Source organism: Simiduia agarivorans SA1 = DSM 21679 (genome assembly GCF_000305785.2).
Lineage (GTDB): Bacteria > Pseudomonadota > Gammaproteobacteria > Pseudomonadales > Cellvibrionaceae > Simiduia > Simiduia agarivorans.
In genome coordinates this window covers 3,696,368-3,716,777 of record NC_018868.3, presented here as the reverse complement: position 1 = coordinate 3,716,777, position 20,410 = coordinate 3,696,368, and the positions used below count along the sequence as shown (strand labels likewise).

The window sequence follows — 20,410 nt, the reverse complement described above, 5'->3', positions numbered from 1 at the left end:
ATTGGGACGCTAGTAACCGTGAGTCCATACTCCGGTATCGGTCAAAATCTGTCAATAGTTAATTGTTAACAATTCACACACTTGATAGACTTTGAACCCGGTTATGGCAGGCGCCGCTTTTACCACCAGCACTATCCCTGGAGAGATCCGATAGCCTAAGCGCCTGTTTTTACTCGCTTTATTCTGCGACCGCCACAAGCGGGCGATGTTTGTTGACAATTTACAAACAAATTCGCATCAGGTAAAGCACCCCCGATAATAGACAAACACGACCCCATTCAGGGGAGGAATCCGATGAATGATTTCGTAATCATGGGCGAGTGCCTGATCGAGCTGGCCTGGGACGAAAAAGGCAATATAAATCAGGGATTTGCAGGCGATGTTTACAGTGTGGCCGCGTACCTTAAACGCGCCAACCCAAGCGCCCGCGCCCGCCTTTTGTGCGCCATAGGGCAGGATGCTCTGAGCCAGGCGCTGGTCAGCTCTCTGGAATCGGAAACCGTTGAAACCAGCCTGTTGCTGCCCCACCCCCAGCGCCATCTCGGCCTCTACGCCATCAACAACGATGCAAAGGGTGAGCGCACCTTCATGTATTGGCGCTCTGAGTCTGCCGCACGGCAGACACTGTCCTTGTTAGACGCCGCCACACTCCTGCAAGCACCGCCTGCGGTTTTCTATTTTACCGGTATCAGCCTGGCCATTCTGGAACCCGACAGCCGGCTGGCATTCTGGCAACTGGTGGAAAGCCTGATCAGTGCCGGCACCCGCATCGTTTTCGACTCGAATTACCGCGCCCGCCTCTGGGCCCACAAGGACGAAGCGAAGGGTCAATATGAGCGGGCCTTCACCTCAGCACACATGATCCTGCCGGGCGTGGATGACTTTGAGGCCCTGTACGACCTGCAATCGGGTGAAGCGGTAGCTGAATTCCTCAGCCAGTTTGATGTAGAGACGTTGGTTATTAAAAATGGTCCGGGTGAAATCCTGTACGGCCAACCCCAGGCACTGGAGCGTTTCCCCGTAACCCCCGTTGCGCAAGTGATAGATACCACCGCCGCAGGTGATTCCTTTGCCGGCACCCTGTTGGCACAACTGAGCAAGGGCGACGCGCTGGTAGATGCCATTGCCCGAGCCGCCTTTATTGCCGGCCGGGTTATTGGGCACAAGGGCGCCATATTGCCCGCCAACTTGTACCCGGCGGACTGACCATGGATATTCAGAAACGACAGCTGCTGAAAATGACCGTACTGGGGTTGGGTGCTGCCGCCAGCCCCCGCCTGCTGCAGGCCATGGAAAGCACCCCCACGGTAGATACCGATGTGCTGAGCCTGCCCCATCACTCCGACACCTGCCACTGGCTTGGACCGCACTTCTGGGGCAACCGGCTTCAGGATTGGCGCCAACACCAGGGCCGGCTCGAGTGCCTGGCACGCGGCCCTGATCTTGAAGTCCGCACAGTCTCCTGGCTGACCCGCACGCTCACCGATGCAAACCAACCCGCCAGACTCAGCATGACCTTGGGGCAATTGGAAAAGGGGCCGGGATTCGCTGGTTTTTTGCTCGGCGTAGGTCAGGGCGCGCTCGATTACCGCGGCGCCGCGTTGGCGCAACGATTTGCCGGCAAAGGCGGTGGCCTGTTGGCGGTAATTAATCATCAGGGGCAACTCAGCTTCCGCGATTTCAGCGATCCGGAGCAACCGCTTGAATACGAACGATTGAGTAACGGCCGCCAATCTCAGCCAACACTGCCAGCCCGGATTAAACTGGATTTCTACGCCGAGCCGCGCGCGAACCAGCACTTCGATTTGCGATTGGAAGCCCGCACAGAATCGGGCCAGTTGTTGGACTTTGCATTGTTACCCGATTATCCCGCTACCCGACTTGTGGGCGGCGTGTCACTGGTATCGTCAGCGCCCGCACGCAAAACCGGCGGCCGTTGGTGGTTTGAGCAGATGGCCGCAGGCGGCGCCAAACTGCCGGCAAAGCCCGAACGAGAACTGGGCCCGGTGATGGGGTGTTTGTATTCGCTCAATCAAACGGTATTGAAACTGAGCGTGCAGCTGATGCCTGTTGATCTTACACGCATGAATCAGGTGCGCCTGGCGTTCCGCGCCAACGCCACAGGCAGTTGGACTCAGGGTCCGGTAGCCCGGATTGAAGACGGTTTTGTTGCACTGTTCAGAATCTCTGACTGGCAAAGTGAAAAAAACTGGCAGTACCGGGTCAAGTCCATGGACGGTGAAGCACTTTTCACTGGCACCATCGCCGCTGATCCCGGCGACCAGCGCAAGCTGAATATCGCACTGCTGAGCTGCATTATTCCCACCAGCAAAAGCCTTGACGACGAATACTACCAACCCTTTATTCCACAAGAAACCTTGGCCGGCCGCTACACGCCGGGCAATATTCTTTTTCCTCACGCAACACTCACTCGCTCACTGGCCAGTCACCAGCCCGATTTGTTTTTGTTTGTGGGTGATCAATATTACGAAACCTTTCCCACCCGTTACGGTCGTGCAACGCCCGCGGCAAAACTAGATACGCTGTATCGCTGGTATCTTTGGTACTGGAGCTTCCGCGATCTGCTGCGCCACAAACCTTGTATCGTTCTGGCCGACGACCATGATGTATTGCAAGGCAATCTCTGGGGCAATGCCGGCGAAAGCAGCGAAGCTCCCACAGAAGAACAGGGTGGTTTTAAATGGGACAAGTCACTGGTGCGCATGGTGTATCGGATACAGCATGGCCACAACCCGGACAGTTACGATCCCACACCCATCGCCCATGACATCCCCCCCTGCTACGGCAACTTTGTGTACGGCAATGTGAATTTTGCGTTTGTTGAGGACCGCAAGTTCAAATCGCCACCCGACTATGTGGTGCCGCAGCAAGGGCGTGGCGAACTCCTGGGCCAGCGTCAGGAAGATTTTCTCCGGCACTGGGCCAACACACACCCAGACCTGCCGCGCATATGCATTACCGCCTCTATGTGGGGTACACCGCAAACCGGCGCCGAAGGTGAAGCGCTGGTGGACTACGATGCCAACGGTTATCCGCCCGATGGCCGCACCCGGGCGGTGCAGCTTTTAAAAGATGCCAATGCGCTCGCGCTCGCCGGCGATCAACACCTGGGTCTGGTAGCCATCCAAGGCGTTGAAACGTTTGACGATGGCCCGGTATTTTTTACTGGTCCCGCCGCAGCGGCCTTCTGGCAACGTTGGTTTGAAGGCAATAACCGGCTCCCCAACCAGCGCGGAGGCAACCCTGATACCGGCGACTTCATCGACAGCTGCGGTAATAAAATGCGGGTACTCGCGGTCGCCAACCCGAAAATATCCTTTGATGAGTTCGTGGCGCAGAAAAAAGGCTGGGGCATGTTTCTCGCAGACCGCTCACTCACCAGCGAAGGCTATGGCCTGGTCACTGTCGATCATCAGAGCAACGAGTTTGTATTGCACTGCTACCCTACTGCATCAGGCAAAGGCGCACAGCAATACCCGGGCTGGCCCTGTGCTTTTCCCATCAAGCGGCAATCAACCTAGTCAAAGTAGTACCTGCAAAGTAGCGCCTGCATGGCACAGGCGTGCGGGAAAACTTGTTAGCAGGCATGGCCAGCCGACTGCATTTGCCAAGTAGCGCACAAAATGCTGTAAGGCTATGAGCAGATTGAAGCAACAATTGTGATTGTCAACAATTAACATTATGATAACCAAGCGACATAACAATAAACAGCGACAGGAAAACCAACATGAACAAACTGCCTCTGGCGCTGGCCGCAATTGCGTTGGCCAGCCAAACTCACGCCGCCGACTGGGACGGTATTCCGGTACCCGCCGATCCCGGCGCAGGTAACAAATGGGAGCTTCATCCTTTATCCGACGATTTCAATTACTCTGCGCCCGCAGTGGGAAAAAGCGCCGCATTTTTTGAACGCTGGAACGAAGGCTTCATCAACCCCTGGCTTGGCCCTGGCCTGACGGAATTCACCGCCAGCCAATCACAGGTAGCTAACGGCACCTTGCAGTTAAAAGCCTCGCGCAAAGCCGGCACCAATAAAGTGCTGACCGGCGCCATTCATTCCAAAGAATCGCTGATTTATCCGCTCTACATGGAAGCGCGCACCAAAATTACCAACCTCACGGCAGCCAACGCCTTCTGGTTGCTGAGTTCAGATTCCACCCAGGAAATTGACGTGCAGGAATCCTACGGTTCCGATCGCCCGGATCAGGTGTGGTTTGACGAGCGGCTGCATCTCAGCCATCACGTATTCATCCGCGACCCTTTCCAGGATTATCAGCCCAAAGATGAAGGCAGCTGGTATAAGAAACAGGGTCAGTCCACCTGGCGCGATGCCTATCACACCATCGGCGTTTACTGGATTGATCCATGGAATCTGGAGTACTACGTGGACGGCGTGCATGTGCGCACGGTTTCCGGCTCAAGCATTATTGACCCCTACGGTTACACCGGTGGCACCGGCCTGTCGAAACCCATGCAAGCGATTTTTGACGTGGAAGATCAGGATTGGCGTTCCGACAATGGCATCACCGCCACCGATGCCGAGCTGGCCGACCCGAGCAAGAACACCTACTTCGTGGATTGGGTACGTTTCTATAAACCCGTGCCAGATTCCGGCGGCACCACGCCTCCGCCCGCCAATGGCGAAACGGTGGTGAAAGAAATGGCCGATTTCACAGCCACCGGGAAAACTGGCGCCGCGGTTGCGGGTGACACCATTACCGGATTCAACAAAAACGGCACCAATATTAACTACAACACACTCGGTGACTACGGCGATTACACGGTGAATCTGCCCTCAGCCGGCAGTTACAAAATTGAACTGGTGGCGGCGTCGCCTTCGTCCGGCAATCTCGGTGCCGATATCAGTATTGATGGCAGCTACGTGGGAAGCATCAACGTCGCGGCAACCGGCGGCTGGGAGGTTTATCAAACCAGCACCTTGGCAACCAATGTATACGTGGCCAGTGCCGGCAATCACTCAGTGCGCGTCCAAAGCAGTGGCACTGCCAGCTGGCAGTGGAACGGCGACGAAATCCGATTCGTGAAAATAGACGACGGCAACACCCAGCCGCCCATCAACCCAACGCCCACCACGGTGACCGTTGAAGCGGAAAATTTTGATGCGGTGGGCGGCACCTACGCCGACGGACAGGCACAGAAAATCAGCACATACACCACCGGCGGTGTCACCGCGATCAACTATGTGAACAAAGGTGACTATGCCGACTACACCCTGAACGTGAGCGCGGCAGGTAACTATGCGTTAACTGTCTATGCAGGTTCCGGCGTTGTGGGTGGCCAGGTGGATTTTCTGGTGAATACCAACGGCAGCTGGGTGAATCAATCACAAACCACGGTTCCGAACAACGGTTGGAATAACTTCCAGGCACTCAACGGCGGTGTAGTCAGCCTGCCGGCGGGCAGTGTGAAGGTGCGCCTGTTTGGCGGCGGCTCGCACGATTGGCAGTGGAATATGGATAAGTTTGTGTTAACACCACAATAATCACTGAATCACATGCGGATCGGGTGCTGCCCGATCCGCTTAAGACTATTCGCTACGCAAAATCTTTTCCATGGCCTTGCCTTTGGCAAGCTCGTCTACCAACTTATCGAGATAGCGGATTTTCTGCATCAGTGGATCTTCTACCTCTTCCACCCTTACCCCGCACACCACGCCTTTGATGAGCGAGACATTGGGATTCAATCGCGGCGCCTGATCAAAAAACGTTTGAAAATCGACTGACTGATCAATGGCCCTGGATACTTGTGTGGGCGAATAGCCGGTTAACCAACGGATAACCTCATCCACTTCGCCTTGGGTGCGTCCCTTCTTTTCAGCCTTTTGCACATAGAGTGGATAGACTTTGGCGAAGGGCATGCTAAAAATTCGCTGGTTTGTCATAGTGAGCCCCTTTAGGGATTGAATCAAAGGGCTCACTGCCAGGCAGAGGAATCCTTACTTTTCCAACTGTACCGCAAGCCCCATGTGGTCGGTCAATGCGGCCGCCGCGCTGCTGTCATGAGTGAAGCCGGCTTGTGAGAGGTAGATATAGTCTACCTTGCGCGCGGTCGCACTATTGTAAACCGCAGTGTCATACATGCGGCTGCCATTACTGTTGGTGCCACCAAAGCTGCGCTCATAAGCATCATAGGGGTTCACATCGGTTTGGCTGTGCACATTGAGAAACGTTTTGCCCACCGCGGCACCCACGCATTTGGCTGTAAATGAAGGGCTTTGCTGGTTGGTATCGCCCATCACCAGGTCAATGTCTGCACCGGTTTTCTGATTGACCAACTGATTAATGGATTTGTAGAAAGCTTCTACTGAAGCGGTCTTGGTAGCGATGCTGTTGGGCACATGCACAAATACCACATTCACGTTCATCACCTGATAAGCCGCCCAACCCATACCGCTACCCAGCTCAACAAAAATGCCTGGTTTTACCGCAAAGGCGGAAAAGCTGTTGCAGGTTTTACCGGTGGTAACAGCGCTGAACAGATTGCCCACATGATCGTCCAGGCCTTTCCACTCTGCATTACTGGCATTGAGCTCACCAATCACATACAGGTCACAGGCAGTGCCGAATTTGCGATGCATGTGCTGATGGCTTTCGCGCATCTTGGCTTCCACCATGCCTTTGAACTGCCGATCAGAATGCGCACCTTTGGCCATGTAGCCTGCGGGTGCAGAGGGCACCAGATGTGCCGGGCCATGAATGGGCGTAGTCGGTTCAGCACCGCTGGCCACCGGTAGTGACAAGCGCCAGGCTCCCTGATTAGCAGCCTGCTGGTTGTGGGTTTGCACGGTAAAGCGCTGACTATTAGAAGCCGCAACACCCTGCGAGTGGCTGGAATTGGAATTGATGGATTGATAGAAAAAGAGCGGCATTGGCCAGATCATCCTTGAGGGCAAAAACACTTTCTACCGTAAGGCTTGCGCCCTGCCAAGCGCTGGCTGGTCATGGCAGAAAATACGGCACAAAACTCAACCTCTATGGCGATTCACACTACTCAATCATAAACCATGGTACCAAAATAGCTCACTCCAAAACTCACCGACTGCGGAGTTGTATATGCCGCCATAAACCGGCCGCATACAAACTACCAATGCACAAGCAGATTCCCGAGCTGACCAACCAGAACGCAACACTCATGCCTTGCACCTGAGGGTGTTGACTGATCCAAGGCAATAATAAACCCACGCTTCCACGCGCACAAAAAATTGCCGCGATGATAACAAGGGCGGTGCGCAGTAGTGGCAGACGAAAAAGCTTTCCGGCACCCGAGAGCGCATAGCAGCCCCACACACAAAGCAGCAGGGCTATGCCGAGCGTGACGATTACCGGATACCAGTCCCCCTGCTCCGCCATTTGTGCCATTGACTCACCGGCGCCAAAAAAACGGTACCAGTCCGGCCCGCCAAAAATAATCAACAGGTGAACAAACGCGGCAATAAAACAGGCACCGGCGCCGAACAGCAAATACCCGTTTTGATCAGAGGATGCTTCGCTACTCATGATTTTTCCGGATCACCGCCACCTTGCCATTTTCCAGTTCGAGTAGCTCCATTACCACTTCCTCATAAGCCACTGGCTCTTTGGTATCGGGCCTGACGCCTTTGGCACTATGGCGGTAGCGGATAGCTATGGCCGATTGGTTGAAGGTAAACACATTCAACAACTCGGCCTGATAATGGGAATGCGCGGCCAGATAAAACATCATGCCTTCGCGCATCTGCGCTTTGCCCTCTGGCACCCGGCTGTCATCGTTAAACCAGGGCAGATGCGTATGGCCTACATCATCGGTAAGCAGTGATAAATAGGCTTCGATATCCGCCTCGGTGGCATCGGGCGCCTGGGTGTTTACCGCCGCCTGAAAATAGCGTTGGGCAAAGGCCTTCATGTCGATGTCTTCTGCCAGTGATGGCATTGCGAATAGGAACAGAGTGAGAAAAATCAGACAATGGGGCATGAGGTCATCCTTGTGGGCGAGTGTGAGCCCGATACTAGTGTCCTGTCCGGGTAATTCGTTGATTATCAGAGCCATCAGGAAGTGCTTTTGCAAGACGCGATCCGAAGGGAATACTGCTTGTATTTCCAAGGGTCGCAACGCAGCAAAAGCGCTTCCTGATGGCTCCCGAAGGGCGCGCCAGCCAAGGCCCCTGGCGGCGTTGCGCCTTTTGACAAGGGCGACAGCCACAAGGTGCCCTCGGGGTATTGCCGGCAAGCCGCGCTTTGCCAGGAACCTTGGATGGCCCGCTGATAATAAACGAATTACCCGGACAGGACACTTGCCCGTGGTTAGCTGAGACACAACGTTGAGTCCAGCTGGAGGCATGCCACAAGATCAGCTGGTGCGCGGCCATTCGGCCAAGGGATTGGCCTCCTACAAATAAACGGAAAAATAATCGTACATAAAAAAGGCCGCTGACTGGCAGCGGCCTTGGTAGTTAAAGGTGCAATTAACGCGCGGGTATGGCGCTGAATTCCTTCACCAGCAAGTTCGCTACTGCCAGCTCGCCATTGTGGTGGAAGTCCACCGTAATCACGTTGTTGGCTTGCAGCGCACTCACGGGCACCGGAATTTCCAGGGTGTTGAAGAAGCGCTCGGCACCGTTCACACGTTGACCCCGCCAATCAATGGGCGCAGTGACTGCCACGCCATTGACGGTGAGTGAGTCGATGCTCAGGTGACCATTGGCCATGTCATCTTCACCCGGGTACAGAGATACTGTCAGCAGCAGCTTGGCTTCTGCGTAACCGGCAGGCACAGACACACCATTGATGTGCAGTGATTTTGCGCCGCCATTGACGCTGATGCGATGCGGTACGTTACCGCTCGGGCTGTTGCCGTAGTACTTCTTCTCGGTCATGGACTGATTCACCGCCACATTGGCTGCCATGCTGTAGCGCAGCACGACTGTAGCACTGCCTTTCAGCGTTACGCTGGAGGGCGCTTGCTTCATGTGGTGATAATCCAGGTGCGTTTCCTGATCCTGATTGGAGAAGTGCATGTTGCGCAGTTCCACATTCTGCAAACTACCGGTGAGGCCGGCCACGTTCAGGTTAACGGTGGTGTCGGTGGTTTCCAGATTATTGATCACCACGAACAACTCGTTATCCTTCACATAGGACTGCACCTGCACATCCGCATCACTGGATACAGAATCCACACGGGTACCGTCTACGCCCTTCCACAGTTCAAAGAACTTGATGTAGGAAGACCATTCCCAATTGCCGCTGTTGAGCGTGGGTTCAATCAGCATGGCGTAGTGGTAGCGGGTGTCGCAATCCGGTACAGGCTTGTAGCCACAACCACCCGGCAGGTAGCCCCACAAGGGTTTTACCGGCGTGAACGGCATGGACTTGATCACATAGTCCGGATGATCCAGCACCTGCATCAGGAAGGCGTTGAACGACTTGAGACTTTCCACGTCGTAACGCTCTTCGTGGCCGATGTAATCCCAGCCGCCCTGCACCGCACCGTACTCAGACAGCACGATAGGTTTGCGGTTAGCCGCGCCATTGGAATAGACGTCGTACCACTCCACCATTTCCAGCATGGCATTCAGATGACCACCGCGACGCAGGGTTGGCATGCCACCGTAATTGACAGAGGGCCAGTCGTATACGTGCACGGCATAGAAGTCCATGTTGTGGCCAGCATGATCAATAAAGCCTTTCCACATCACGTCCCACTGGTACCAATCCTGATCTTTGGTGTCGTCCACACTGGTGACCATGGCATCGCGATAAAATGCTTTGGCCGCGGCTTCTGCAGCAGGATCACCTTCAACCTTGATGTAGGCATCGTAGTTATCATCGGCATAGCGGGAGATACCATCGCGACGATAGAAGTCGTGCTGGCCCCAGGTCATACCGCCGATCATGGGTGCTTCGTTACCTAGCTTGGCACGAATTTCCTGCGCCACCAGATTGTGGTATTCCCAGATGGCTTCCTGGTTGGTGACCATGAACTGACCGGTTTTCATTTTCATGTCCGGCTCGTTAATCACTTCCCAGTATTTGGGTACCGGCTGGCCAACATAACCATTACCTGAATGACCGAAGTATTCGTACAGGTACTGCCCCATCCAGGCGGCGGAGGTTTCAATGTTTTTCGGCTGCCAGCCATCCCAGGTAAAGCCATTGTCATACCACGACAAGGTTGGGTAGGTGGGATGCGGGTTGGTACCGTTGATCATCTCGGTTTTCGATTCAGGGAAGCGCGCCAGCAACTCATCGGCCGCATAGGCTTCACGCAACTCTTTACCGCGGGTCACCATGTAGTTCATATCAGGCCAGTTAGGCTTGAGTGGATCCTGCACGGTGTCCTGGAAACGCCAGGTGGCTGAACCATTGTCGCGCCCCATGTACACATCCAGGGTGTTGATCAGGTAATTCAGCTTGTCGTGGTGGGTATTCCAATCTTGCTCGTAGAAGGCCGAGTGCAGCGTCATGTGACGGTTGCGACCAAAATCAGACACGCCGTTAACCGTGTGTTTGATGTTGGCATTCACCGTGACCGTAGCCACCTGAGTATTGGCCACCTGCGATGAAGAGCAACCGGCTTCGTTGGCAAATTCACCGGCCGGTGTAGCCGCACACTGATCTTCGCTGTTGGCGACACCGTCACCGTCAGAGTCGGCTCCCACGGAACAACCACTGGCGTCGGCATTTACACCAAAGGGTGTGGCCGGGCACTGGTCGAACACATTGTGCACACCGTCGAAGTCGTCATCATCACCGCCGGAGCTTTCGCAACCTTTGGCGTCAACAAACGCGCCCAGTGCGGTGTTCGGGCACTGATCAAGTTTGTCGTTGATGCCGTCTTTGTCGGTATCCAACTGCGAAGGCGCACAACCCACACTGTTGGCTTGCTCACCTGCTGGTGTAGACGCACAGGTATCCGATACATCGGGCACACCATCGCCATCAGCATCCAGATTAAGATCGGCATCGCCCACGCGGGTGAAGGTGATGCGATCAATATTGAACTGGAAGTCTTCGGTACCGGCGCCGTAAATTCGCAGCGTGGCCGCACCTTCAAACAGGTTCAACTGGCTGGACGCATTGGCCGTGTAGAAGTTATCCCAACCGCCCTGACTGGTCACGGGTGTAATACTTTTTTCAACCAACTTGCCCTGATGATCCGTCGCCATCAGACCCACTGCGGTGCCGGACGCATTGCCGGTACCCACGTAGTAGCTGGCGCTGTACAGGCCGGATTTATCGAGAGTAACGTAAAACTCCAGGTAGTCGCCCTTGTTGAAATAGTTAACGGCCAGGCCACCATTGATGGGATAAGTTTCCACTTCTCCACCCACGGCCTGATAGTTTTCCGCTTCCAGCACAAAGGTTCCGCTGACCGGCACACTGCCTACGGGCGGTGTCGGCGTTGGTGTTGGCGTTGGCGTCGGCGTTGGCGTTGGTGTTGGTGTTGGCGTCGGCGTTGGCGTCGGCGTTGGCGTCGGCGTTGGCGTCGGCGTTGGCGTCGGCGTTGGCGTCGGCGTTGGTGTTGGTGTGGTGCCGGATTGCTTGGTCAACACAAAGCGATCCAGGTTCCATTGCCAATCATTGGTGCCGCCACCGTAAACGCGGACCTGATGCGTACCGGCAGACAGCGCTACGGTTCCACCGCTTAACAGCTGGAAATTGTCCCAGCCCACGTTGGGTACATTGGTTTGGGTTTTGGTGACCCAGCTGCCGCCTTCCAGAACCTGGAAGTGAATGCTGGCGCCGGTAACAGCGGTACCGGCGTAGAACGCCAGATCATAGTTACCTGCATCCGCCACGGTAATGCTGTATTGGGCATAGTCGCCCTTGTTCACATAGTTAATGGCGGTGGCGCCATTCACGGTGTAAACACTGATCTTTTGTGGTTGCCCATCCGCATAGCTGCCACCCACCGAGGCAAAACTTTCTGCCTGCACCGTTAACGCCGATGGCGGCGGTGTGGGGGTTGGAGTGGGTGTGGGTGTAGGCGCAGACTGCAATGTCAGCTCCAGTGCATCCAGATTCCACTGCCAGTCGTGGCTACCGGAGCCAACCAGGCGCACCTGAATGTTTCCTGCCGGCAATACCACCGAACCGCCATTGAGCGACTGGAAATTATCCCAGCTGCCCTGCGGCACCGCGGTTTTTTTGAGCGAAGTCCAGCCGCTACCGGTATTGATCTGGAATTCAATTTCGCCGCCCACAATGCTGGTGCCGGCAAAATAGGTCAACGAATAGGTGCCTGCGGTGGCAACATTGAGTGAATAATCCGCGTAGTCACCTTTGTTCACATAGTTGATGGCGGTGGCGCCATTCACATTGTAAATACTGATTTTTTGCGGTTGGTTGTCGTTGTAGGTTCCGCCAACGGCTGTAAAATTTTCAGCCTCCAGGCGATAGTCTGCGGCCACTGCATTGGCCGCCAGCCCGAGCGACGCGCACGAAAGCGCGACTGCCAAGGCAGATCGTTGGAAGGGAGTCCTCATTATAAGCTCCGGGTAGTTCAGACACTGCTGTCTTATTTTTATTGTGCCCGCCAGGTACTGCTTGCCGCCGCGCTACCTCATTACCTCCTGCTGCGGCAACCTGAGCAGGCTGCCTTGATCAACCATCCACCCTCTCCCTGGATAAGGATAAAAACCCTCGCGCCCGGATGAATAGTCGTCCAAGCCATTAAAGCACACATTGTTGACAATTTACATTTAACAATCGATATTGTGACGGGTATGTCATTCTCTGGCGCCAGATGGCACCAAAGCGAAGAACCTAGCAGGACGTGAGTACGGGTTTTTGCGAACCGGAAATCAGAGACCAATGCGGGCAGAAATGTCTGCCGCTGCGGCACTCACTTCGGCAATAAGCTCGGCGCGCTCCAATCGCTTATCCATGACCGAGGTAAGGCAGGACACCGCCAGCACCGCCATCAGCGGGCTTTGGCGGGCGCCCACCAATACCGCACAGTCGGTGACGCCATCGGTCAGCCGGCTCTGGCTGAGTTCATGGCCACGGCTTCGCAATTCCGCCAAGGCAGCGGCTGTGGCGTCGCGCTGTTCCGGAGCGATTAAACGGGACAGCAGATCGGCCGATTCCGCTTCCGGCAGATGCGCCATCAGCACCCGGCCAGAGGCGGTGGGCAACAGAGGAAAACGCGTGCCTTCGGCGATGGCGAGCGATACCGCGCCGGGGCTTGGCGCCTGCAACACCACCATTAATTCATCGCCCTGGCGCATGGATAAATGGCAGGAGTGGCCCAAGCGGGACGCCAACGCCTCCATGATGGGCAGCGCCTGCTGGCGCAACAGGGCCAGCGGTTGGAGTGACCGGGCCAGGCCCAACAGCTTGAGCGAGGTGCGGTATTTGCCCGACACCTCTTCGCGCACCAGATAACCGCGGGCCTCAAGGCCCACCAGCACGCGGAAAATTTCGCTGGGTTTGCGCCCCACCCCCTGAGCGATTTCCGCCTGCGAGCGCGGTACCCGGTCACCGGCAAGAAACTCAAGGATTTCAAAGCCCTTATCCAGAGCAGGTACGGCGTATTTGGGGCTGGCGTCGCTCACTAGGGCTCCGGATAACAGGTTGATCAACAGGGCGCGGCTATTAAAACACAGTTGACCGGCGGCAAAAACGATATTTATACTTAAACTATCGATTTATATATAAATTACAAGAGAGCAGTCACACTATGTCCAACCCCGTCCACCTGAAAGGCATGACCTGGAACCACACCCGCGGCTACACCCCAATGGCCGCCTGCGCACAACGCTTCGAAGAACTGAATCCGGGCGTCACCATCAGCTGGGATAAGCGCTCGCTGCAAGCCTTTGCCGATGAACCCATCGACCAACTGGCCGAGCGCTACGACCTGCTGGTCATCGACCACCCCTGGACCGGCTTTGCCGCCAAAGAACAGGTGATCATGCCGTTTGAAGAATTGCTGCCGGCGGAATTCCTGGCCGATCAGGCCGCCAATGCCGTGGGTGAATCGCACAACTCTTACCGTTATTTCGATAAACAATGGGCGCTGGCCATAGATGCCGCCACCCCGGTGGCCTCCGGCCGCCCTGATCTGTTGCCTAACGGTGAATTGCCTCAAACCTGGGAAGCGCTGATGGCGCTGGCCGAAAAAGGCCAGGTGGCGGTACCGTCCATTCCCCAGGACACGCTGATGAATTTTTACATGCTGTGTTCAACCCTGGGCGAAGACGTTTGCCTGCGCGATGACTCAGTGGTGACCCGCGCCATCGGCGAAGAGGCGTTGCGGATGTTAAAGGCCTTGTCCGATTGTTTACCGCGCGCCTGTTTTGATTGGAACCCGATCAAAGTATACGAGGCCATGACCCGCACCAATGACATTGCCTATTGCCCCTTTGCCTACGGCTATTCCAACTACAGCCAGCCCGGCTATGCCGACCATTTGCTGACATTTGGTGACACAGTGGCGCTTAACAATGGCAACCGGCTGCGCACCACGCTGGGCGGCACCGGTCTGGCCATTTCCGCGCGCTGCCAACACAAAGGCGTGGCCGCACAATTCGCCCGCTTTGTGGCATCGCCCGAAATGCAGCAGGGTTTCTACGTGCAGTACGGTGGCCAACCAGGCCATCGCAGTGCCTGGACATCATCAGTGGCCAATGCCCGCACCCACAACTATTTTGAAAATACTTTGCCTACGCTGGACCGCGCTTTCTTACGGCCCCGCTACCACGGTCACATGGCATTCCAGGATCACGCGGGTGCGCCCATTCGCCGCTTTTTAATGGAAGGTGGTAATACCACTGCCCTGCTCGACACATTGGATCAACTTTATATGCAATCACGTCAGGGATAACCCATGCCGCTGCCACTTGCCGGATTAACCGTACTGGAATTCAGCCAATACCTGGCCGGCCCCTATGCCGGTTTGCGTTTGGCTGATCTGGGTGCGCAGGTCATCAAAATCGAACGTCCTCAGGGTGGCGATGCCTGCCGCAAACTGGCCACCAAAGATCTGTGGGTGGGCGACGACAGCCTGCTGTTTCATACCATTAACCGCAATAAAAAAAGTTTTTGCGCCGACCTGAAACAACCCGCCGATCTGGAACACGTAAAACAACTGATCGCCAAGGCCGATGTACTGACCCACAACTTCCGCCCGGGCGTGATGGAAAAAATCGGTTTGGATTACGCCAGTGTGCAGCAACTGAACCCAGCCCTGATCTACGGGCAAGTTAGCGGCTATACCGATACCGGCCCCTGGGCAAAGAAACCCGGTCAGGATTTATTGGCGCAATCATTATCGGGCGTAACCTGGCTCACCGGTAGTGCCAACGATGGCCCGGTACCCATGGGGCTCGCCATTGCCGATATGTTGTGTGGCACGCATTTGGCCCAAGGCATACTCGCCGCCCTGGTGCGCCGCAAACGCCCGGGACCAAAGCAAGGATGCGGCGCACTGGTGGAGGCCAGTCTGCTGGAATCCATGGTGGATTTTCAGTTTGAGGGTTTCACCACCTTTTTAAACAATGGCCGACAGGCCCCCGAACGCAGTACGCTGGCCAATGCCCATCCACTATTGGGCGCACCCTACGGCGTGTATAAAACCCAGGATGACCATGTGGCCATTGCCATGGGTTCACTGCACACGCTGGCCACCGCCATCGATTGCCCGGCCATCGATGTGTCTGATGATCACGCCTTCACCCAACGCGAATCCCTTAAGCAACAGCTGCAACACCACTTACTGAAAAACACCACTGCTCATTGGCTGGCCAGGATGCGCGCACACAATATTTGGTGTTCCGAAGTGCTGGGCTACACGCAACTGCTCAATCACCCGGCATTCAAGGCGCTGGATATTACCCTCACCACACAACGTAGCCCCGGCCAACCGATTCACACCACCCGCTGCCCCCTGCGCATTAACGGCAGCAACCTGAAATCCATCCGGCCGGCACCGCTGCTGGGTCAGGATACCGATGCCATCCGCGAGGCGATGTTATGAATGACCTAAATGAACGCCCACTTGCGGGCCTTTGGGTTTTGGATTTCTCCCAGTTTTTATCCGGCCCCTGCGCATCTTTGCGACTGGCCGATCTGGGCGCAAGGGTCACTAAAATAGAGAAGCCCGATGGCGATGACTGTCGCAAGATCTATTTGTCTGACTGTGAACTTGCCGGTGAGTCCACCCTGTTTCACGCCATCAACCGCGACAAAGAAAGTGTATGTATTGATTTGCACACAGACGCAGGGCTTGCACAGATACACCAACTTATCCGTCAGGCCGACATCGTCATCAGCAACTTCCGCCCGGGCGTGATGGCGCGGCTTGGGCTGGAAAAAACCCAGCTGCGCAAGCGCTACCCGCATTTGATTGTGGCGGAAATTTCCGGCTATGGCAGCGCCGGCCCCTGGAGCAAGAGACCCGGACAGGACCTGCTGCTGCAAGCGGTTTCCGGATTGTGTTATTTGTCGGGCAATAAAGACGATGGCCCGGTGCCTATGGGCGTGCCGGTTGCCGACATCTACACCGGCCAACAACTGGTTCAGGGGATTCTCGCGGCAGTATTTGAACGGGAATTTACTGGCCACGGCAGCCTGGTAGAGATAAGCATGCTGGAAGCGATGATGGATTTTCAGTTTGAACCGCTGACGATTTTATTAAATGACAAAGCCCAGACTATTGAACGCGCCGGCAACCACGGCGCCCATGCGCTGGTGGCCGGCGCCTATGGGCTGTATCAAACGGCAGATGGTTGGCTGGCACTGTCCATGGGGCCGGTGGCGCAATTGGCCGAGCTGTTGAGCTGCCCCGCGTTGCCCGACTATACCGATCCCGCCCTCGCCTTCCGCGAGCGCGATGCCATAAAAGCCATTCTGGGTGGCCATCTAACCCAACAAAGCACTCAGCACTGGCTGGCGATTCTGGAGCCGGCCGATATCTGGTGTGCCGAAGTGCTGGACTGGCCGGCGCTAGTGGAACATGAAGGTTTTACGGCGCTCAACATGCTGCAGACACTGCCCCTCGGAGAGAGACACATAACCACCAGCCGCTGCCCGATTCGCATGGATGGCGACTTTTTCTGGGGCCAAAAGGCCGCGCCTGTGCTTGGGCGTGACAGCCAGCGGATTCTTGCCGACAGCTCGGAGAAAAATGTATGACCCATGCATGGATTCAGATGCAAACATCGGCGGGTGTGGCACGCGTAGGGCTTAACCGCGCTCCGGCCAATGCCTACCAAACAGAACTTCTGCAAGCGATCAATCACTGCCTTACCCAGCTGGAAGCTGACACCAGCATCAGAGTGGTAATTATTCACAGCGCACTGCCGAAATTCTTCTGTGCCGGCGCCGACATCGCCGTATTCCAGGCCAACAGCGTGGAGCAGAACCTGGCGCTGGTGGCACAGGCTCGCGCCAATGCCGCGCTGATTGAGCAAAGCCATAAAATTTACCTGGCGGAAATTGCCGGCCATTGTCTGGGCGGTGGCCTGGAACTGGCCATGGCCTGCGACCGGATTTTTGCAGGCCAAGGCCAATACTTGCTGGGCCTACCGGAAATCAAACTTGGCCTGATACCCGGCAATGGCGGTAGTCAGCGGCTGGTGCGGCGTGTGGGCCTGGCCAATGCCATGAAACTGCTAGCCACCGGCGATAATGTGAATGTTGAAGCGGCACACCGCATGGGTCTGATTGACGAAACCATTCCCGCGGAACTACTCACCGAATCAGTCAACGGTTTTGCGGAAAAAGTAGCCGCCAACAGTGGCACAGCGCTGGCCGCCACCAAGCGCGCGCTGCGCGAAGGCGCCTTCCTGCCGCTGGCGGAAGCGCTGACACTGGAAGCCACACTCGCCGACAGCCTGTACGAAACCCAGGATGCGCGTGAAGGCCTGACCGCCTTTGTGGAAAAACGCAGCCCGCAATTCAATCAACACAAGAATAACTGAACGGAGCCACCCATGAGCAATGCACAGGACTACCGCGGCTACATCAACGGCCAGTGGATTGAGAACGACGCCCGCCTTGCGGTAGAGAACCCCGCCAACGGACAGGTAATTGGCAGCGTGCCCGATTGCAGCCTGCAACAGGCCGATGATGCACTGGCCAGCGCTCAGGCTGCACTTAAAGGTTGGAAAAAATTGCCCGCCTTTGAGCGCGCGCGGCATCTGTTCCGGTTAATTGAAACCATGAAACCCAAGCGCGATTTATTTGCCCGCCTATTGGTATTGGAACAAGGCAAAACCCTGAATGAAGCCTACGGCGAGTTCGATGATACGCTCAATTACCTGAACTATTCTGCCGAAGCCGCGCGCCGCATCGAAGGTCAGATATTCCCCGCCGATAATGCTGGCGAACAGCTCTGGATTCAGAAGGTGCCCTATGGCGTGGTGGTAGGCCTGTGTGCATTCAACTACCCACTGGCATTGATCGGACGCAAGGTGGGGCCGGCGTTGGTCACCGGTAACACCATCATCATCAAACCGCACGAAGCCACGCCCATTACTGCCTGCGTATTCGCCGAATGCGTGGAAGCCGCCGGCATCCCTGCCGGTGTGATTAACGTGATTACCGGGCGCGGTCTGGCGGTGGGTGAGCATCTGGTGAAAAGCCCTATTACCCAGTTAGTCACCCTCACCGGCAGCATCCGCGCAGGGCAAGCGGTGTGCGCCGCCGTGGCCGAAAACGTTACCGCCGTATCGCTGGAGTTAGGCGGTAAGGCCTCGTTCATTGTGCTGGACGACGCCGATATTGACCGTGCCGTGGATGCGGTGGTGATTTCACGCTACGCCAACTGCGGCCAGGTGTGCATTTGTGCCGAATTAGTGTTGGTACACGAATCCGTGGCCGCACGCTTTACCGAAAAAGTGATCGAAAAAGTCAGACAGATTACGTTGGGTGACCCCATGAACAATCCGGGCATGGGGCCATCGGTAACCGCCCAGGGCCTGGCCCGCGTTGATCACATAGTGCAACAAACATTGGCCGCCGGTGCGCAGCTGGCGCTGGGCGGCGGTAGGCCCGAGGGTGCAGAATTTGCCCAGGGCAACTGGTACCAGCCCACGGTGCTGACTCAGGTTACCGCCGATATGGAAGCCGCCCGCGAAGAAATTTTCGGCCCGGTGCTGCCCATTGTCACCATCAAAAATCTGGATGAAGCCATCGCCATTACCAACCGTCGCAACGATGGGCTTTCAGCCTATTTGTGGACCGACAACTACCGCACCATCATGCGCGCTATCGATGAGCTGGAAGTGGGCACGGTTTTTGTGAACAAGCAGATTGTGGGCTACATCCAGGGCTACCATTCCGGCCACAAGCGCAGTGGTATTGGTGGCGAAGATGGTATCTATGGTATTGAGGGTTATCTGCAGAAACGTACCGTGTATCTGAACTGCAATTAATCCGCTGTTAATACAACTCGATCTCAATAGTCCATTCGCGCACAGCGCCGGGGGCCAGTTGCCCGGCGCGATTATCGCGGATCGCCTCCGCCAGACTGTCGCGATCGCCGATACAAGGCTCAACGCCAATATGGTATCCGGGTGCATGCTCGCCACCCGACCAGCCGCCGTAATTCAGCCATAACCCCAGATGCGGCACCTCGGCGGTGGAAAAACGGAACCAGATGCCATGACCATCTGGCCGCACCAAGCCCACAGATATCAATTCGTTTTCCGGCAACGCTACAAAGGTTTTATTGGCCCAACCAGCGTCACTGCCGGGCACCTGTTTTAAGCCTGCGGCCAATGTCACAGCCGGGGGCAATACCAGCTGCATGCCGGGTTCAGGCGCCAGTAACGGATGCATACTCCAGACAAAATCCAACGCGCAGGTACCGGTATTTTCTACACGATAATCCACACGAATTTTTGGCCCCTCCAGTGTGATTACCCGGCTGAATCCATAAGGCTGTTGACGCCCCTCACAGTGCAGATGCAGCCGGCTCGCAGTGTAGCTCACTAACTGCCAGGGCTGACACCACAGCTCGCCATGATCGGGATAGCCATTGCACTCAGCTACCGTGGGAAAGCATTCATCCCAGCCTCCGGTGTCATGGTCGCGGATAAAACTGTCGCCATAGCCTGGCACTTTCTGTACTACGGTGGGATGTCTGGCGAGCCATTCGATCCCGCTGGGCGCATGGCGAATAGAAACAATTTTCGCACCGGCGCCAGGCAAGCAGCGCAGCGACAACTGTTCACTTCTGAACTCAAGGGTTTGCATAGCGACGTACTGCACAAAGACCAAACCGGCATTGAACCAACTCCTGACTAGTTTGACCAGCGGCAGGGCTCATTCAAGGAACAATGACCACATAAAAGCGCAAATAAAAAAAGCCAGCCCGAAATCGGGCTGGCTTTTGCAATGCGAATCCGTAGATACGCTAGCGACCACTGCAAAGAGTGGCAGGGCTA

The 20,410-nt window shown here is 55.9% G+C and carries 15 protein-coding genes; 8 read left to right on the top strand and 7 right to left on the bottom strand.

The features are described 5' to 3' along the window. Positions 1–294: 294 nt before the first annotated feature. From M5M_RS16595 to M5M_RS16585, 3 genes are all read left to right on the top strand, one after another. A complete protein-coding gene (locus tag M5M_RS16595) occupies positions 295–1,206 on the top strand; it encodes a sugar kinase (RefSeq protein ID WP_015048663.1) in 912 nt (303 codons plus the stop codon). 2 nt (positions 1,207–1,208) lie between these two features. Next, a complete protein-coding gene (locus M5M_RS16590) occupies positions 1,209–3,542 on the top strand; it encodes an alkaline phosphatase D family protein (protein ID WP_015048662.1) in 2,334 nt (777 codons plus the stop codon). A 206-nt stretch (positions 3,543–3,748) separates the two neighbouring features. Next, complete coding sequence (locus tag M5M_RS16585; protein ID WP_015048661.1) at positions 3,749–5,524, top strand: carbohydrate-binding protein; 1,776 nt, start codon at positions 3,749–3,751, stop codon at positions 5,522–5,524. Between the two features lie 45 nt (positions 5,525–5,569). On the opposite strand, the gene M5M_RS16580 is transcribed toward M5M_RS16585, so the two are convergent. The 6 genes from M5M_RS16580 to M5M_RS16555 form a co-directional block, all read right to left on the bottom strand. After that, positions 5,570–5,923, bottom strand: coding sequence for a DUF2200 domain-containing protein (locus M5M_RS16580; protein ID WP_015048660.1), 354 nt, complete (start codon positions 5,921–5,923; stop codon positions 5,570–5,572). 54 nt (positions 5,924–5,977) lie between these two features. Next, on the bottom strand, positions 5,978–6,910 hold the full coding sequence (locus M5M_RS16575) for a hypothetical protein (RefSeq protein WP_015048659.1): 933 nt from the start codon (positions 6,908–6,910) through the stop codon (positions 5,978–5,980). 163 nt (positions 6,911–7,073) lie between these two features. After that, positions 7,074–7,538 carry a hypothetical protein gene (locus tag M5M_RS16570; RefSeq protein WP_015048658.1) on the bottom strand — a complete coding sequence of 155 codons (465 nt, stop codon included), beginning with the start codon at positions 7,536–7,538 and terminating at the stop codon, positions 7,074–7,076. Further along, entirely contained in the window at positions 7,531–8,067 is a 537-nt protein-coding gene (locus M5M_RS16565; protein ID WP_244431041.1) for a nuclear transport factor 2 family protein, read from the bottom strand. Before M5M_RS16565 ends, M5M_RS16570 begins: the two co-directional genes overlap by 8 nt. A 415-nt stretch (positions 8,068–8,482) precedes the next feature. After that, a complete protein-coding gene (locus M5M_RS16560; RefSeq protein WP_016389816.1) occupies positions 8,483–12,502 on the bottom strand; it encodes a carbohydrate-binding protein in 4,020 nt (1,339 codons plus the stop codon). A gap of 318 nt (positions 12,503–12,820) precedes the next feature. Continuing rightward, a complete protein-coding gene (locus M5M_RS16555; protein WP_015048655.1) occupies positions 12,821–13,573 on the bottom strand; it encodes an IclR family transcriptional regulator in 753 nt (250 codons plus the stop codon). A gap of 125 nt (positions 13,574–13,698) precedes the next feature. Here M5M_RS16555 and M5M_RS16550 point away from each other — a divergent pair, with 125 nt between their 5' ends. The 5 genes from M5M_RS16550 to M5M_RS16530 are packed head-to-tail and all read left to right on the top strand — an operon-like array spanning position 13,699 to position 19,396. Beyond that, complete coding sequence (locus M5M_RS16550) at positions 13,699–14,844, top strand: extracellular solute-binding protein (RefSeq protein WP_015048654.1); 1,146 nt, start codon at positions 13,699–13,701, stop codon at positions 14,842–14,844. 3 nt (positions 14,845–14,847) lie between these two features. Next, positions 14,848–15,996, top strand: coding sequence for a CaiB/BaiF CoA transferase family protein (locus M5M_RS16545; protein WP_015048653.1), 1,149 nt, complete (start codon positions 14,848–14,850; stop codon positions 15,994–15,996). Then, positions 15,993–17,153, top strand: coding sequence for a CaiB/BaiF CoA transferase family protein (locus M5M_RS16540; protein ID WP_015048652.1), 1,161 nt, complete (start codon positions 15,993–15,995; stop codon positions 17,151–17,153). Before M5M_RS16545 ends, M5M_RS16540 begins: the two co-directional genes overlap by 4 nt. Further along, positions 17,150–17,941: an enoyl-CoA hydratase/isomerase family protein gene (locus tag M5M_RS16535; protein WP_015048651.1), complete on the top strand. Its 792-nt coding sequence runs from the start codon at positions 17,150–17,152 to the stop codon at positions 17,939–17,941. Before M5M_RS16540 ends, M5M_RS16535 begins: the two co-directional genes overlap by 4 nt. 12 nt (positions 17,942–17,953) lie before the next feature. Continuing rightward, complete coding sequence (locus M5M_RS16530; RefSeq protein ID WP_015048650.1) at positions 17,954–19,396, top strand: aldehyde dehydrogenase family protein; 1,443 nt, start codon at positions 17,954–17,956, stop codon at positions 19,394–19,396. 7 nt (positions 19,397–19,403) lie between these two features. On the opposite strand, the gene M5M_RS16525 is transcribed toward M5M_RS16530, so the two are convergent. Then, positions 19,404–20,219, bottom strand: coding sequence for an aldose epimerase family protein (locus M5M_RS16525; RefSeq protein WP_015048649.1), 816 nt, complete (start codon positions 20,217–20,219; stop codon positions 19,404–19,406). Between the last annotated feature and the right edge of the window lie 191 nt (positions 20,220–20,410).